We start from the raw sequence: 16480 nt of genomic DNA on the forward strand, positions 1-16480 counted from the left end.
GATTACCCGTTTCGTTCGTATACGATTCGCAAGCCTTCCAACGTAAGCAATGGATCGACTAGCTCGATCGTCTCCGACTCTTCCGCGATCAATTCCGCCAAGCCCCCGGTTGCGATAACCCTAGGCTGCACGTTAAATTCTTTGCAAATTCTTCTGACGATCCCGTCCACTTGGCCGGCATAGCCGTAAATCATCCCCGACTGCATAGCCGCCACCGTGTTGCGGCCGATAACCGCCTTCGGCTTCGTCAGCTCGATCCGCGGCAGCTTCGCCGCCCGCTGGTACAGCGCCTCGGCGGAGATGCCAATTCCCGGCACAATAGCTCCTCCCAAATAGGCGCCAGTGCCGTCGATATAATCGAAGGTCGTCGCCGTACCGAAGTCCACGACGACAAGAGGCGTGCCGTATTGCTCGATACCCGCCACCGCGTTCACGATACGATCGGCGCCGACCTCGCGGGGATTCTCGTAACGGATGTTCAAGCCCGTCTTAATGCCCGGGCCGACGACCAACGCATGTTTGCCGACGTATTTGACGAACAGCTGCTCAAGCGTATGCATAATTGGAGGTACGACGCTAGAAAGAATTACGCCCTCTATTTGTTCTGCCCGAACGCCGGCCAGTTGAAACAGATTGCTGATCAGGATGCCGTATTCGTCCACCGTAGAGGAACGATTCGTGCTTAAGCGCCAGTGATGCGACAACGTACGGCCTTCATAAAGACCCAGTACGATATTCGTGTTGCCCACGTCCACGACCAAGATCATAAAGACGCCGCCCCCTTCTTCTCGTTCAAGTCCAAGCTAATATCGAGCGCTTGGAACGAGTGGGTCAGTCCGCCGACCGAGATAATATCCACGCCGCTGCGCGCCACTTCCGCCACGCGATCGGGCCGGATGCCGCCGGATGCTTCCAAGACGATATGAGGCGCCAGCTCGCGAATCTTCTTCACGGCAACCGCCATGTCTTCCGGGCTCATGTTGTCCAGCATGACGATGTGCGCGCCGGCATGAACCGCTTCCTCCGCTTGGGCTAGCGATTCCGCTTCGACCTCGATCATCATCGTGTGCGGGATGCGGGACCGCGCCGCTAGGACGGCTGGCGTAATGCCTCCGGCCGCCTTAATATGGTTGTCCTTAATCATGACCGCATCGTACAGGCCGAAACGATGATTCGCGCCGCCGCCTACTCTTACCGCATACTTCTCGAGCGTCCGATGTCCGGGCGTCGTTTTGCGGGTATCCGCGATCTTCGCTTTTTGCCCTTCGGCCGCAGTTACGTATTCGTTTGTTTTCGTCGCAATCCCGGACAACCGCTGCAGGAGATTAAGCGCCAATCGCTCGCCGGTAAGAATACTGTGCGTGGAGCCTTCCACGATCGCCAGTACCGTACCCTTCGCCACCGTAGTGCCGTCCGTTACTTGAGCGTTAAATCTCAAGCTAGGATCGACCACCTCGAACACGAGTCTCGCCAGCGGAATGCCCGCGAGAATGCCGGCTTGCTTAGCGTGAATAATACCGCTCGATTGATGCCCTTGAGGTACGATCGCCATCGTCGTTACGTCCCCCGAGCCTATGTCCTCCGACAGCCATGCGCGCAGCTGAGCCTTTACCGTCTCAACCGCGGGACCGCCGACCGTCCAATCGCTCTCTCGTTCAAACATCGTTGTCGACCCTTTCTGTGCTTATGCCATTCTCTCGGTTTAATATCGTATGCTTGCGCCAGTTCAGATCATCTCTCTGCGGATAGTCTTCCCGGTAATGTCCTCCGCGGCTCTCTTCCCGATTCAATGCCGCCTCCGTCACGAGCAAAGCGCAAGTCAGCAGGTTGGCATATTCCAGCTCTTCCCGTTTCGACAGATTTAATTGGAATAATGGCAATTGCTTCTTCAGTTCTTCCAAGCCCTTCAGCAATCCCGCCCGGTCCCTGTGAAGTCCGGCATAACGCACCATGCTCTTCTGAAGCTTTAATCTGCGTTCGATCAAAGCGCCGGTCAGAGTCGCGTTCCGCTGCGAATTCGAACCGCTTCCGTCCGCGACCGATTTGCCTTCCGGCAGCTGATTGATCGTATCCACGATCCTTTGGCCGAACACGATCGCCTCGGACAACGAGTTGCTCGCGAGTCGGTTAGCCCCGTGAACGCCGGTCGAAGATGCTTCTCCGCAAGCGAAAAGGCGACGGATGCTCGTCTCCCCGCGCAAGTCGGTTTTCACTCCGCCCATCATATAATGAGCCGCCGGAGCAACGGGAATCCAGTCCGTCGTCATATCCAGCCCGTAGTTCAAGCAGAATTCGAAGATCGTCGGGAAACGGTGCTTAATGAGCTCCGGAGTTTCATGCGTAATATCGATATAAACGTAAGTAGATTTCGTCGCTTCCATCTCGTTGACGATCGCGCGGGCAACGACATCCCTAGGAGCGAGCTCCAGCTGGGGATGGTAGTTTTCCATGAAGCGATCTCCGCGAATATTACGTAAGTATGCCCCTTCGCCGCGAACGGCTTCGGAGATCAGAAACCGGGGCGCTCCCGGGTAGCACAGAGACGTCGGATGAAATTGATTAAACTCCATGTCCCGAATATCGGCGCCGGCACGGTAAGCCATCGCGACCCCGTCTCCCGTGGCGACTTCCGGGTTCGTCGTATAGCGGTATAACTGACCCATTCCGCCCGTGCATAAGATCGTCGCCTGCCCGAATACCGCTACTCTCGAGCCATCCGGCTTCTGTACGTGGGCGCCGCGGCATTCGCCGTCTTCGGTCAGAAGATCGAGCACGAAGTGGTCGTCCCATAGCTCGATCTTCGAATTGGCTTTTACTTCCTCGGCCAAAGCCCGCACGATCTCGAATCCGGTCGCGTCGCCGTTGGCATGCAGAATGCGCCTCTGGCTGTGAGCGCCTTCTTTGGTCAAGGCAAACTGCCCATCTTCTTCATCGAAGAGGGTTCCGTAACGAATGAGTTCTTGAACCCCCGCGGGGCCTTCGTGCACGAGTACGTCAACCGCCGAGGCTTCGCATAATCCTGCTCCGGCGATCAGCGTATCTTGGGCGAGAAAATCGGGCGAATCGTCGTCCGACATGACGGCCGCAATGCCGCCTTGCGCATAACGGGTATTGCTATCGAAAAGCGATTTCTTCGTAATCATCAGAACCCGCTTCGTCTCGCTTGCTTTTAATGCCGTAAACAAACCGGCGATTCCGGCTCCGATCACGATGACATCCGTCTCGATGCGTGGAAGCTTAGCCAAATCAAAATCGACAACGTAACGTGGAATCATAAGGTATGTCGTCCCCACTCCAAAAAGAGAGTAGCGCAAGCTACTTCGCGATCAAGGGTTACTTGACCAGCAGCATGCGCTCCAGCGATAAACGAGCTTTGTCCGCAACGTCTTGCGGCACGTAGATTTGCGGTTGCATCGTCTCCAGGCATTTCACGACCTTCTTCAGGTTGTTGACCTTCATGTTCGGGCAGACGAGGAATTTCGAAGCGAAATGGAAAGTCTTGTTCGGACTGTCCAGTCGTAATTGATAGCCGGTTCCATCTTCCGTACCGACGATAAACTCCGGATGATCCGACTCGCGGCAATATTTCAGGATCGCCGTCGTGCTGCCGACGAAGTCCGCCATCTCGACCACTTCCGGACGGCATTCCGGATGAACCACGAATTGCGCGTTCGGGTGCTTGGCTCGCATCTCTTCGACATCTTTAATCGTAAGCATGTCGTGAGTATTGCAATACCCTTCCCAGATGATCATCTTTTTGTCCGTGAATTGTTGAACGTAATGACCCAGGTTCTTGTCCGGACACCAGATGACTTCATCCGCGTCGACCGAGTTGACCACCTTGACCGCGTTCGCGGACGTACAGCAAATATCGGTTTCCGCCTTCACGTCGGCCGACGAGTTAATGTACGTAACGACCTTCGCGTTCGGATGCTTCGCCTTTAATTCCTTGAGACCGATCGGATTGACCATATCCGCCATCGGACAGCCCGCGCGTTCGTCCGGTACGAGTACCGTCTTATTCGGAGCGAGAATCTTAGCGCTCTCCCCCATGAAGTGAACGCCGCAGAAAACGATGACGTCCGCATCCGTAGAAGCCGCCTTCTGAGCGAGCAGGAATGAATCTCCCCGGAAATCGGCAACCTCCTGTATTTCATCGCGCTGATAATAATGAGCGAGAATAATAGCATTCCGTTCTTTCTTCAGCTGCATAAGCCGCTCGCGCAGCTCGCGGTTCTGTTCCGCCTTGCGCTCTAACGCCAAAGCCTCCATGTCGATCTCCTCCCTAGAGTACGGCAGTTTGTGAATGTATGCACAAACATAGTGGGACTGCTGTCATTATTGTGGACGAAAAGGACTTCGTTCATTAACACTTAATTTACACTTGCCAAGTAAGGCTGTCAATTCATCTTACGCCGAATAACCGCCCTTTTTTCGCCTTGCGGCCCGACATGACAAACGGGGTGTCCGCCTTGCGCAATTAAGCGCGCGGACACCCCGTCGTAGGAGAGATTAAGCTTATTTCGGTTCTTCTTCCGTGCCGTCATCCTTGCGTAAATCCGGCATCGTCGTTAAGGGTTCGTCTTCGCGGGTTTGAATCCGCACTTTGACATCGCCCACGGTATCCACGATCAATTCCGTCTTCGGCTCTTCGCCGCTTCCGGAATCTTCTCCGTCCGCGTCGACGATCATGCCTTTCTCGATCAAGGATTTGATCTGATCGAGGTCCAGCGTCTCCACGTCCAGAAGCGTCTTGGCGATCAGATGCATTTCTTCGCTCTTCTCGGTCAACAGCTTCTTGGCGCGGTCGTAGCAATCGCGCGTAATGCTTTGCATCTCTTGGTCGATCTCGTAAGCGATAGCGTCGGAATAGTTCTGCTCATGCCCGATATCGCGACCCAAGAACACTTGGCCTTGCGAGCTGCCGAATTGCATCGTTCCGAGCTTCTCGCTCATCCCGTATTCCATGATCATGGCGCGTACGATGCTTGTCGCCGACTTAAAGTCGCTATAAGCGCCCGTACCGATCTCGCCGATGAAGATTTCCTCCGCCGCGCGGCCTGCGAGCAAGCCGGTCACTTTGTCGAGGAGCTCTTGTTTCGTCACGAGCATCCGGTCTTCCTTCGGCAACATGATAACGTATCCGCCCGCGCGTCCACGCGGAATGATCGTAACCTTGTGAACCGTGTCGGCATGCTCGAGGAAAAATCCGGCGATCGTATGGCCCGCTTCGTGATAAGCGACGATCCGCTTCTCGCGGTCGCTGATGACGCGGCTCTTCTTCTCGGTACCGACGATAACGCGGTCGATCGCTTCGTCGACTTCCTGCATCGCGATATCCTTCTTATTACGACGAGCGGCAAGCAATGCCGCTTCGTTAAGCAAGTTCTCCAGATCCGCGCCGGTGAAACCGGTCGTCCGCTTAGCGATCGTGCCAAGACGCACGTCTTTGTTAAGCGGCTTGTTGCGGGCATGAACCTTAAGCACCGCTTCGCGGCCTTTCACGTCTGGACGGTCGACCGTAATCTGACGGTCGAAGCGGCCCGGACGCAGTAACGCCGGATCAAGAATGTCAGGACGGTTCGTTGCGGCTACGATAATGATGCCTTCGTTCGCGCCGAAGCCGTCCATCTCGACGAGCAATTGGTTAAGCGTCTGTTCGCGCTCGTCATGTCCGCCTCCGAGGCCTGCGCCCCGTTGACGACCGACCGCGTCGATCTCATCGATAAAGATAATACAAGGAGAATTCTTCTTCGCGTTCTCGAATAGATCGCGTACGCGGGAAGCTCCGACCCCGACGAACATCTCGACGAAATCCGAACCGGAGATCGTGAAGAACGGAACGCCCGCTTCGCCTGCTACGGCGCGAGCCAGCAACGTTTTACCGGTACCCGGAGGACCTACAAGAAGAACGCCCTTCGGAATACGCGCGCCGACCGCAGCGAACTTGCGCGGATCTTTCAAGAATTCGACGACTTCGACCAATTCCTGCTTCTCTTCGTCCGCGCCGGCCACGTCTTCGAACGTGACCCGCTTTTTCTCTTCATTATAGAGACGGGCACGGCTTTTGCCGAAGTTCATCACTTTGCCGCCGCCGCCCTGCGCCTGATTAATCAGGAAGAAGAACAGAACGAACATAATAATGAAAGGAATAATGGAGGTCAAGAATGTCAGCCAGAAGCTTTGTCCCGGCATTTTTTTGTCTTCGATAGCAATGTTTTTCTCGCGGGCGGTATCGTGCAACTTCTGCGCCGCGAGCTCAGTCAGAGGAAGGCGACCGGTGAATTGCTGGCTCTTCGCTCCCGCTGGCATTTGCTTGTACTTACCCGTAATGAGATACGTACCGCTCTGAGCTTGCATCGTCAGCTCGGTGGCATTACCAGCCTCGACCACCTGTATGATTTGGTTGTAGTTTAATTCCTCCGTCGTATCGTTCTTTCCGATGAAAAACTGAACGATCCCGACTGTCACCAAAAAGATAAGTAAGTAAAACCCTGTATTCCGGATGAACCGATTCATCCCCGACCTCCTCTCGACACGCTTACATCATTTTACCATAGCCTGTCTTGGCATCACAATCATTACGCCCCCGCGATGTGACGGGGTTTAGCTCGAATAAACTTCCGGCTTAAGTACACCGACGTAAGGCAGGTTGCGGTATTTCTCCGCGTAATCGAGCCCGTAGCCGACGACGAACGCATCCGGAATCGTGAAGCCGGTATAATCCGCGTTCAGATCTACCGTCCGGCGGCCCGGCTTATCGAACAGCGCCACCACGTTAACGGAAAGCGCGTTGCGGCGTTCCAGTACGTCGATTAAGTAGCTTAGGGTCAAGCCGCTGTCGATAATGTCTTCTACGATAATGACGTCGCGCCCCTCGACGGAAGCATCCAAATCCTTAATAATTTTGACTTCCCCCGACGATCTCGTCGAGTTGCCATAGCTGGATACCGCCATGAAATCAAGCTCGATCGGAATCGTAATGTTCTTGGACAAGTCCGCCATAAAAATAAAAGCGCCCTTCAGTACGCAAATGACGAGCGGGTTGCGCCCCTCGTAATCGCGGCTGACCGCTGCTCCCAACTCCTGTACCTTCTGCTGTATTACTTCTTGCGAGTATAGAACTTCTTGAATGTCGTTTTGCAAAGAAGGTACCTCCCAGTGAGATTATTACACGGTATGATGGCTTTCGTCCGATCATGCCCTAGTTTTCCGTCGCGTCGAGCGTTATCCGCAACGTCGTTATCGTGCGATCGGTGACTAGCGCATGGCTCGATCGCCGCATTCCCGGTATCCATAGCACGCGTCCATCGCGATCCGCCAGCAGCGGCAGTTTATCCCGTAAAGAACGCGGCACTTTCGCATCGACGAACATATCTTGCACTTTTTTGGTGCCGTTTAGTCCGTACGGTTGCATGAGATCGCCGGGCAGGCGACTGCGAATCCGAAGGGGAAACTTTAATTGCCCGAAATCAAAGCAAGCTTCTTGCCGGTCTGCCTTCGCACTGGATACGGCTCCGTCCAGTCGCTCTAACCTTACCCGGTCCCCGGTTTCTTTAATCGTAACCTCGTACAAGCTCTCGGTTACGTCATACGCAAAATGTATCGATTCCGGAATGGCCGGACCGATATAACCCTCTTCATATTCCCTGCGAAACACCCAGCCGTCTCCGATATCCAATTGGACGACCGTCGGACGTTCCTGCGCGATTGCCGTCAGAATTTCCTCGACTTGGGGGAAATCCAGCATTTGGCGCGGGTTTGAAGAACAGTTTAATATTAATTTAATCAATCTGCGTTGTAAAGCGACGTGAAGGCCGCGGAACCAACGTCGCTCTAGCCGGAAGCCCTCTCCCGAAGGAGTAACCCCCGTTTGGAACGCCTGCAAGGTCTCGGTTTCCATATAGTCGTCTTCTGCCGCCGCCATATCGGCCAGCCGGATTAAGGAGGTCTTCAGCCGCGGATTATGCTGTTCCAGCATCGGCATGAGGTCCATCCGGACGGCGTTGCGGAAGTAATGCCTATCGGCATTGCTGCTGTCGACCGCGTAGGGCACCCCGTTTCGCTTACAATACTCGAGAAGCTCACATTTGGTTATACGCAGCAAAGGGCGAATCAGTTCCAATTCGTCTTCTTTACGATGGGAGGGGATACCCGCAAGGCCTCCGATACCGGTTCCGCGGATAATTCTCATGAGCACGGTTTCCGCCTGATCGTCCGCGTGATGGCCCGTAATCAGATAGGAGCAGCCATGCTTAAGGGCGATGTTTTTTAGGAAAATATACCGTTTCTCTCTTGATGCGCTCTGGGGGTTCATTCCCGTTTCCGCTATGTACGCCGGCATGCCGAGCTCCGTCGACTCGAAGGCCAGTCCCCAATCGCGCGCCGCGCCGGCCACCAGTTCCGCTTCCGCATCGGATTCGGCTCCACGAAACTGATGATTCGCGTGGGCAACGACGATGCGGAACGGCGTTTCCTCCGCCATCGCTCGGAGCAGATGAAGAAGCGCCATCGAGTCCGGTCCTCCGGATACCGCCGCGACGACCGCGCTGCCTTCGCGCCACCAGCCGTCCGTACGAGCCTGCTCCATGATCCGAAGCTTCCATTCTTCCTGGGGCTGCACCGTCATTTCTCCTTTAACGCTTATTGACTCTTTATTGAAGCAACCAAACCGCCGTCGCCGAAACGCTGAGCAAGATTGCGCCCCCGAGCAAACCGGCCATCCAGCGCGGCACCCTATCTTCCGGCGCCTTAAGGCGCTGCGAGGAGCGGAATACGCTTCTCCATTCTTCGGAGGCTTCCTTCGTATTCTCGAATTTTCCGTTTAACGCTTTCTCCATCCAGCTCTCGAGCGGAGCGAGTCGCGCATTGCTCCGTACGAGCTTCATTAACTCTCGAGGATGGCGGTTCTGCGGAAGCAGCGTCCGGGTCAATTGAACGAGACGTTTGCCTTCCAGCGCGTGCAACCATAACATGGCCACCGAGAAATGATCGTAAGCCGGATCGGCGATCCGGCTTCCCGCGAACCAATAGCCACGGTCATAGATTTCGGTAAATTGACGAACGCTGCGGCCGATGGCCGAAGCGCCGCCGTAATCGACCAATTCGACGCGTCCGTACTCGCCTACAAGTACGTTATCGCTCTTAATATCCCCGAATGCCCAGCCGGCTTCGTGCAATTGCGCAAGTCTCTCCAACAGCCGGAATCCGACGACTCCGAGCCATTGCGGTCCATGCTGTCGCAAATACGCCTGAATCGGACTGCCCGGTATATACCGCATGACGTAATAGGGAATGTTTTTCCCATCGATAACCGCATCGTCGACGTCTAACAGAAAAGGAACCCGCCCTTTCTCCGAACTATCCAAGGAGGCTAGGATATTCGCTTCTCCTTGGAGCTCGGACGTCTCGAACCCGAGCTTCACCGCGCAAGCCGATCGATAGCCGATTCCCGAAGAAGCCAGATACACATGCCCATTCGAGCCGAGCCCTAGCAGTCTCTCCAAGCGGTATTGCTTGCCGTTCCATCTGCCTCTGATCTCCGTGCCTTTCGGAAGAGGTCGCTGTTCATTAGACGACGTAGTCACTGCGCACCCCGTTCGATTCGCCCCTCGTCCCTTGGATCGGCGTCTCCGTTAGCTCTGTTTTGCTTATTTTACCACAAGTCGCGCGGATAAAATCAACGACCTGCAACAGAGCCGGCCCCGTAGGCGTCGTCCCCTTCATACGGATGCGGCCGAACAACGAGCCGATCTTGGAAGCGTCGGATGTCCAGCCCGCGTCCTTGACGCAATAATCGTGTTGCGTATCCCCCGGAAAATGGAACACGGACACCTGGCTCCTTCCCGTTCGGGCTTGGATGCTCAGGGTGAGATCCCTGACCGCTTCTTCCACGGCTAGAAGCTTGGGCTTCATGCTTGCGCTCGCATCGATCAGGAGCGCGACGGACAGCGACATCGTCTCCTCCATCTCTTCCATAACCTTTACGATTTCCGCCCGCTTCGGCGGAGGCAGCGCGCCAACGTCGTTCACGCCGAACAGTTCGCGCAGCTCCTGATTAACCGCGTTGCGAATCGTTCCCGCGACCGTCTGCCTCGTCATCATCTGTACCGTCCGTGACAGCTGACGGCTCGTCACGATGCGGCTAATCCCGCCGCCCGCGCGGGCAATCTCGGCAATCTCCGCCGCCCCGTACTCGCCGATCGTGCCTTCGTCGATTACCCCTGCCACGTTCACCGTGATCCCCTCGGCATAAGCCTGCGCCGCCGCGATTACCGGACTGTCACCTACGTTCGATCCGCCGTCCGTAATAAGCAAAATCTGCTTCATCATTCCCACACTCCTTAGGTTCTAGCATCTATTAAGAGTTTCGCCAAGGAATGGGAGATTTAACCTCGATTAGGCGTTGGGATAAACTGAGGCGGGGTTGAACTCCTTCCGGCATTTCCACCGAATGGCCTTTGTTGCTACTGATAGCGGAAGGTGGTTCCGCTATCTCCCATGTTCTGGCCCCCGAAGACACATTAACGGATTCTCCTTCCGCTATTTCTCCTTAATGGCCTCTGTTGCTACTGATAGCGGAAGGTGGTTCCGCTATTCCTCATGTTCTGGCCCTCGAAGGCACATTAACGGATTCTCCTTCCGCTATTTCTCCTTAATGGCCTCTGTTGCTACTGATAGCGGAAGGTGGTTCCGCTATTCCTCATGTTCTGGCCCCCGAAGACACATTAACGGATTCTCCTTCCGCTATTTCTCCTTAATGGCCTCTGTTGCTACTGATAGCGGAAGGTGGTTCCGCTATCTCCCACATTCGAATCAGTTAGTGGTCTGGCAGAACCTTATTTCGCTGAATCAAGCGACAACGAGACTGTTAGTGGTCCGGCAGAACCTTACTTCGACGAATGGAGCAACCGCGAGACGATTAGGGGTCTGGCAGAACCTTACTTCGACGAATCAAGCAACCGCGAGACAATTAGCGGTCTGGCAGAACCTTACTTCGACGAATCGAGCAACCGCGTGACAATTAGGGGTCTGGCAGGACCTTAATTCGACGAATCGAACAACCGCGAGTCAATTTGTGGTCTGGCAGAACCTTACTTCGACGAATCAAGCAACCGCGTGACAATTAGCGGTCTGGCAGAACCTTACTTCGACGAATCGAGCAACCGCGTGACAATTAGCGGTCTGGCAGAACCTTACTCCGAAGAATCCAGCGACACTCCCCAAACAAGTTAAAGCGAGCCCCCCTTCGCCGGGAGGCTCGCTTATGGTATGGCCATCTATAGAGTCACCTACTTTAAGTATCAATTAACTATTGCGATCGTTCCGCCTAGCCTCCTTCAGCCCTTCATAGGGTTTATGATTCCTACGCTCTACTTCCTGCTGACTTGTCACCTCTCCCCTAGACTATGTTCCCAGCCAAATGCTTGTTCGCCTCAACACAACCCAGCCAACATCCGCCAACTCTCATCCGTCGTCCATAGGAGCCCCACCTTTCAGGTTCTCACGCTCGGCACATAAAGCCTCCGCACTCAACTCACCGTCCTTGGACGCTCTAACCGTGTCAGACCCGGCCAACGGAAGGCTGCCCATTCCGGCTGGTGGCGCGTCAACCGGGTGACGATGACGGTCATGTCGTCCTTGATCCCGCCTGGATATTGGCGTAACGCCGTATCTAGAAGCGCTTCGGCGATTTCCTGAGGGTCATCTTCCTCGAGCTCCTGGAGAACCCTTTTCATCCAAATTTCCTTATTGATCGCATGACCCGGAGAATCGAGAATGCCGTCCGTCATCATGATGAGCGTATCTCCAGGCTGCAGTTGCACCCGCAGCAAGTCGATCTCGATATCCTGCAAAATACCGATAGGCAAGTTGTTGGCCGCAATCGGAATAATATCCCTCCCTCGCTTAATGAAGCTCGGCGTCGATCCGATCTTAAGCATCGTAGCATGGGCCGTGTAAAGGTCGATCAATGCCAGATCGACCGTCGCAAACATTTCGTCCGGAGAGCGCAGCAGGAGGATCGAATTCACCGACTTAACCGCCAGCCGCTCGTCGATGCCCGACTGCAGCAGCTGTTCCAGCATCGATAACGCGGCGCTGCTCTCCATTCGCGCCCTCACCCCGTTGCCCATCCCATCGCTTAACGCCACCGCGAACTTCCCGTTGCCTAACTCCACCATGCTGAAGCTGTCTCCCGACAATAGGTCGCCGTCCTTCGCGGCGCCCGCTACCCCCGTTTCCACCTCGTAGATTTTCGCCGATCCGAACGTTACCGTGCTCAGGTGAGCGGCAGGCTCTCCGCTTCGTTCTACGCGGACCGTTACCGTCTCCCCGAGTATTTCCGTCAGGATCGGCGCGATCATCTTGCGGCATTCGTCGTACCCGCTGTGGAACGCGTGTACCATCTCAATGTCGATATGTCCCTCCTCCAAACTAATGATATCTATATTTTGAATCGCTAGCCCCAGATGGTCGAGCGCGTCTCGGATTTGCCTCTCTTGGGCGTCCATCTGTTTGGCCTCGCGACGAATTTCTTTCACCAGATCGTCCATGACCTGCGATACTCCCGTTAGTTGATCGGCTACGAGGAAACGGCTATCTTGGAGCTGCTGCCGCCAATGCAGGTCGTTCCGGTACACGCCGTATTGGCGCTTGAGCACATCGAGCACGAGCGGCGTCTTCGTGCATACCCGCTCCCAAGACTTCGGAATTTGCGCGGGCATCATATCCGGATTCTCCTCCACCGCCGTCATCATGTCCGTCATGAGCTTGTAGGTCTGGATAAAATGTCCATCCCAACACAATCCCCGGCGGTGACAGCCCGAGCATGCCCGCTCATGAACCTCGTTCACGAAATGATCGAAGTCTCGGCTCTGTCTCGCCGTTTCCCCCGCTTGGGTCATCTGGCGGAAGCTCCTCGACAGTTGCCGGAACACCTCCGAGAACTTCTCTACCCTTTCCGCCGTCAAATCCCGAACTTTCTGGGCATAATCGTTCTGGTTCTGAGCATAAGTTGTAGTACCGGGCACGAATCTCGCCAGCACCTCCGCCGCGAAACGCGGAGTCGCCAATAACAATACGCAAGCCGCGACTGACGCCCACGTAGACACCATCGTCGCCGCGGCATTCTCCTGATAGAGAACGAGCACCGAGGTTCCCAGCAGCAAACCGAACGCGGATGCGGCCTTACCGCCTTCCCGCACAAGTCCGGCCATCAAGCCTCCGAAAGCAAGCAAGCCGATATCCGAAGGCGTGCCATGGTTGGACAAGCTTAGAATCATTCCCGCCACGACGCCGGCGGAAGTGCCTAGCGCCGGCCCGCCGACGTAAGCCGTCAGAACGACGAAATATCGAGACAATACGCCCGCCACCGCGATGCCATAGATCGTCCACCCCGTCATACCGGTTAGCAAGCACGCGAGCAGGATCGCCAGACCCACCCATTCCTCGTGCCGCAGATCCGCGGCCCTCTTCGCCCGGGTTAGAACGGGAAGCGCATGTACGAGCAATAACGTCAACACGAAAGCTAAGCCCGCTTCTACCAACGTGAGTACATAAGGCAGCCAATCGGTCTTGTCGGCCAATAGCGTGACGAACATTCGAACAAGCAGCACCGACGCGAACACGACGACAGGCGCATGGGACAAATCCGCCCTCTCATACATCGAAAGCCCCCGATGGAGCAAATAGATCACTCCGATCTCCGCGCAAATAACCGCAGGGGCGGGATCAAGCGCCCAGAAGCTTCCCGCGACCAACGATACCATGGCCCAGAACGCAAGATCCTTGCGCAAGTACAGCACGACTCCGAAGAAAGCGGCGGCGAACGGAGCGATTCCCTCCAGCATAGCGGCCCTTCCCAGCAAGAAACCGACAACGATGACGATGAACAGCCATTGCCGCGTCTGCAGCGCTCCTTTTAATCCCGACAGGAACGATGGCGGATGAGAGCTTGTTTGCTTGCGCGTAGATTGATTCGACTTCTGAAACCAACTCTTGCGTCCCGTTTCGGGAGCAAGGGAGGGTCCGGTTCCCGTGCGCGGCACGAAAGGAATTACGGACGGCTTGTCCATGGTGCACACCCCATTTACCAGATTGAATTGTGTTCTTAATTATAGGGTGGGCATTTTATGAAGTTTGTCAGAAACGGTTGGCGGGTAAAAAGTTTTTTCCGACAGGTTCGGGCGGGAGTTGGCGAAGCGCCGCGCGAATACGCGCAACCCGCGGCACGCATGGACTTCACTTGGTTCCCGTTACGCTTATCCCGGCATTCCCGCCTATTACGACAACAAAAAAACGCGCTCATCCGACGGAGGATGGCGCACCTTGCGGCCTCCACGCAGACGCCAACCGCGCGGCAATGCCGGATCGTCGCGAATGAGTGCGGGGAGTTAAAATTTTCTCAGACAAGACTGCCCTGGATAACAACAAAGCCAGACCCTAAGGGTCTGGCTCTGAATACGATACTTGCTCTTATATCTTACGAACGACGTCCGCCACGTCCGCCTCGTTTGGATTCGGTACTTTTCTTAAGATTAGAAATGCGCTCTTCGCTGTCCTTCAGGAAGCGAGACAATTTGTCATCAAAAGAGGGGGATCTTCCGAAACCACCCGGTTTGGAGGGACGACCACCGCGATCGCGTGGTCCACGTTGTTGCGGTTGGTATTGCTGTTGTTGCTGCTGTTCCGGCGGTTTATCCACGGCTTGACGAATGGACAGACCGATCTTCCCGTCCTTGTCCACGTTAATGACCTTAACCGTAACCATGTCATTAATCTTCAAGTGCTCGTGAACGTCCTTAACATAGCTGTCCGCAATCTCGGAAATATGAACGAGTCCCGTAACGCCGCCCGTCAGATCAACGAATGCTCCGAAATGCGTGATGCCGGTAACCTTGCCCTCCAATTTGGTTCCCACTTCGATGGCCATAAAAACCGATGTTCCTCCCTGAACCTAAATGTGCCCAGACTGCATAAGTCCGGCTATGCCAATTATAACCGACAATTCAAAACAAGGTCAACAGACGTTAGACTACATCGAAGCATATGTACAGGCTTATTCTTTCTCGATCTGGAACTCGCCCGGAAGTCCGAGGCCATGTTCCTTGCGAGCAATCTGTCCGAGATACTCGTCATCGTTCAAGCGAGCGACCTGCTGCTTCAGAGCTTCATTCTTCGCTTGGGCGTCAGTAAGCTTCTGATTGACTTCATGCAATTGACCCGAACGATCGTTAAGCTGTCCGTGTTGAACGATCAACACGTATAACGCCCAACTCATGAATAGAACGATCACGAATAGAAATAATTTCAATCTTCTGCGCGCGCCCGTCATCACGGGTGTCGCGGTCATCGTGCTAGAGGACAATCCGACGCCTCCTTTCCCAAGCTGGAACGTTTTCCGAACGAATGTACTGACAACTGTCCTAATTCCCTTATGCGAACGGGAACAGTCGCAATGGAGTAACGCGACTATTATAGCATAATCTGGACATTGGGAAATATCCTTCTTCGGGAGCAATTGCGGATAAAATGTTGTCGAACTAGCTACTTTAAGCGTTTAAAACTAAGGCTTTTTTCTCAGTAAGTCCCTGATTTCCTTCAAGCGATTCCGTATTCGTCCGTAAGCCTGAACCATCGGATCGAACTTGCGCCTGATCGGAAGCGTCTTCGGCCAGAGCCAATTCGTCAAGGCGGCGAACGGTTTGAAGACCAGCTTGCCTACCCAGAGCAGAAGAGCCGCGGTGATGACGAACAGGATATCCAACAGCTTGGCCAACAATCGGACAATCCACAAGAAAGGAGTCCATATCAACGTATTAAACAGCTTCCACAGGAAATGAATCAGCGAGTTTACCGTATCGATCAACTTTCCCGTCAGCTTGATCACCCATTGGCTGAATAACCCGAAGTATCCGGTCACTCCGATACCCAGCCCCAGGAACACGTACATCCGCACTTCGCCTTCGTTCTTGGCGAGCAGTATGCCGAACACGGCGAGCGTCGCCGCCGCCCAATAAGCCACATCCAGCGCGGGCAGAAGCCAACGGGCAACGTGATAACGGTGCGAGGCGACACGGTAGACGTCGAATGCCATTCCCATGGCCAGACCGCACAGCATCATGGAGGCGATGGTCATCCCTTGTGCCGCCGCGCTCACTTGAATAACTTCCCGAACAAGCCCTTCGACTTATTCGCCGTGTTGCCGTCCAGATAGACGAGGGAGTGAATCGTCCCCTCGATCGACACGAGCCCTTGGTCGAGGCTTAAATTTTTCATGTGCAGGTTCTGCCCCCGCACGGTAAGAAAACCGCACTCGGTCTCGAGCAGAAACTCTTCGTTATCGAAGCTCTCCACATTGCTCACGCCGGTAATATCGAGAGATTTCCGGTTCAGCATGCGGAGCTCATGATGCTTGGCACCTTTCGCGTGTTCCATGGCACGTCCCTCCTTGCCTTTAAGACTAGCCTATGGGCGAAGG

The 16480-nt window shown here is 54.9% G+C and carries 14 protein-coding genes; all 14 read right to left on the minus strand.

The window, feature by feature from the left end; all coding sequences use genetic code 11:
• Nucleotides 1-2: 2 nt before the first annotated feature.
• Nucleotides 3-767, minus strand: coding sequence for a type III pantothenate kinase (locus tag D7Z26_RS25445; RefSeq protein WP_120979853.1), 765 nt, complete (start codon nucleotides 765-767; stop codon nucleotides 3-5).
• Nucleotides 764-1663, minus strand: a complete 900-nt coding sequence (gene nadC, locus D7Z26_RS25450) for a carboxylating nicotinate-nucleotide diphosphorylase (protein ID WP_120979854.1) — start codon at nucleotides 1661-1663, stop codon at nucleotides 764-766. The genes D7Z26_RS25445 and nadC overlap by 4 nt, the downstream gene beginning before the upstream one ends.
• On the minus strand, nucleotides 1656-3275 hold the full coding sequence (gene nadB / locus D7Z26_RS25455; protein WP_120979855.1) for an L-aspartate oxidase: 1620 nt from the start codon (nucleotides 3273-3275) through the stop codon (nucleotides 1656-1658). Before nadB ends, nadC begins: the two co-directional genes overlap by 8 nt.
• A 58-nt stretch (nucleotides 3276-3333) precedes the next feature.
• Entirely contained in the window at nucleotides 3334-4272 is a 939-nt protein-coding gene (gene nadA, locus D7Z26_RS25460) for a quinolinate synthase NadA (protein ID WP_120979856.1), read from the minus strand.
• A 246-nt stretch (nucleotides 4273-4518) separates the two neighbouring features.
• Nucleotides 4519-6519: an ATP-dependent zinc metalloprotease FtsH gene (ftsH, locus tag D7Z26_RS25465; protein ID WP_120979857.1), complete on the minus strand. Its 2001-nt coding sequence runs from the start codon at nucleotides 6517-6519 to the stop codon at nucleotides 4519-4521.
• A gap of 87 nt (nucleotides 6520-6606) precedes the next feature.
• Nucleotides 6607-7146, minus strand: coding sequence for a hypoxanthine phosphoribosyltransferase (gene hpt / locus D7Z26_RS25470; protein WP_120979858.1), 540 nt, complete (start codon nucleotides 7144-7146; stop codon nucleotides 6607-6609).
• 58 nt (nucleotides 7147-7204) lie between these two features.
• Nucleotides 7205-8623, minus strand: a complete 1419-nt coding sequence (gene tilS, locus D7Z26_RS25475) for a tRNA lysidine(34) synthetase TilS (RefSeq protein WP_158602444.1) — start codon at nucleotides 8621-8623, stop codon at nucleotides 7205-7207.
• A 31-nt stretch (nucleotides 8624-8654) separates the two neighbouring features.
• Nucleotides 8655-9587 carry a serine/threonine protein kinase gene (locus D7Z26_RS25480; RefSeq protein WP_120979860.1) on the minus strand — a complete coding sequence of 311 codons (933 nt, stop codon included), beginning with the start codon at nucleotides 9585-9587 and terminating at the stop codon, nucleotides 8655-8657.
• Nucleotides 9571-10329, minus strand: coding sequence for a vWA domain-containing protein (locus D7Z26_RS25485; protein ID WP_120979921.1), 759 nt, complete (start codon nucleotides 10327-10329; stop codon nucleotides 9571-9573). Before D7Z26_RS25485 ends, D7Z26_RS25480 begins: the two co-directional genes overlap by 17 nt.
• Nucleotides 10330-11531: 1202 nt before the next feature.
• Nucleotides 11532-14075, minus strand: a complete 2544-nt coding sequence (gene spoIIE, locus D7Z26_RS25490) for a stage II sporulation protein E (RefSeq protein ID WP_120979861.1) — start codon at nucleotides 14073-14075, stop codon at nucleotides 11532-11534.
• 407 nt (nucleotides 14076-14482) lie between these two features.
• Entirely contained in the window at nucleotides 14483-14932 is a 450-nt protein-coding gene (locus tag D7Z26_RS25495; protein ID WP_120979862.1) for a S1 domain-containing RNA-binding protein, read from the minus strand.
• A 126-nt stretch (nucleotides 14933-15058) separates the two neighbouring features.
• A complete protein-coding gene (locus D7Z26_RS25500; RefSeq protein WP_120979863.1) occupies nucleotides 15059-15367 on the minus strand; it encodes an FtsB family cell division protein in 309 nt (102 codons plus the stop codon).
• A gap of 198 nt (nucleotides 15368-15565) precedes the next feature.
• The gene (gene yabQ / locus D7Z26_RS25505; protein ID WP_120979864.1) at nucleotides 15566-16159 is read right to left on the minus strand and encodes a spore cortex biosynthesis protein YabQ; all 594 of its coding nucleotides are present in this window, start codon (nucleotides 16157-16159) and stop codon (nucleotides 15566-15568) included.
• A complete protein-coding gene (gene yabP, locus D7Z26_RS25510; RefSeq protein WP_120979865.1) occupies nucleotides 16156-16437 on the minus strand; it encodes a sporulation protein YabP in 282 nt (93 codons plus the stop codon). The genes yabQ and yabP overlap by 4 nt, the downstream gene beginning before the upstream one ends.
• Nucleotides 16438-16480: the final 43 nt, after the last annotated feature.

The sequence above is a fragment of the Cohnella endophytica genome (assembly GCF_003628305.1).
GTDB classification, from domain to species: Bacteria; Bacillota; Bacilli; order Paenibacillales; family Paenibacillaceae; genus Cohnella; species Cohnella endophytica.

Bases quoted from the DNA above. Each gene is read 5' to 3' on its own strand.
- D7Z26_RS25445 (WP_120979853.1), bottom strand. From the start codon at position 767: ATGATCTTGGTCGTGGACGTGGGCAACACGAATATCGTACTGGGTCTT.
- nadC (WP_120979854.1), bottom strand. From the start codon at position 1,663: ATGTTTGAACGAGAGAGCGATTGGACGGTCGGCGGTCCCGCGGTTGAG.
- nadB (WP_120979855.1), bottom strand. From the start codon at position 3,275: ATGATTCCACGTTACGTTGTCGATTTTGATTTGGCTAAGCTTCCACGC.
- nadA (WP_120979856.1), bottom strand. From the start codon at position 4,272: ATGGAGGCTTTGGCGTTAGAGCGCAAGGCGGAACAGAACCGCGAGCTG.
- ftsH (WP_120979857.1), bottom strand. From the start codon at position 6,519: ATGAATCGGTTCATCCGGAATACAGGGTTTTACTTACTTATCTTTTTG.
- D7Z26_RS25485 (WP_120979921.1), bottom strand. From the start codon at position 10,329: ATGAAGCAGATTTTGCTTATTACGGACGGCGGATCGAACGTAGGTGAC.
- spoIIE (WP_120979861.1), bottom strand. From the start codon at position 14,075: ATGGACAAGCCGTCCGTAATTCCTTTCGTGCCGCGCACGGGAACCGGA.
- D7Z26_RS25495 (WP_120979862.1), bottom strand. From the start codon at position 14,932: ATGGCCATCGAAGTGGGAACCAAATTGGAGGGCAAGGTTACCGGCATC.
- yabP (WP_120979865.1), bottom strand. From the start codon at position 16,437: ATGGAACACGCGAAAGGTGCCAAGCATCATGAGCTCCGCATGCTGAAC.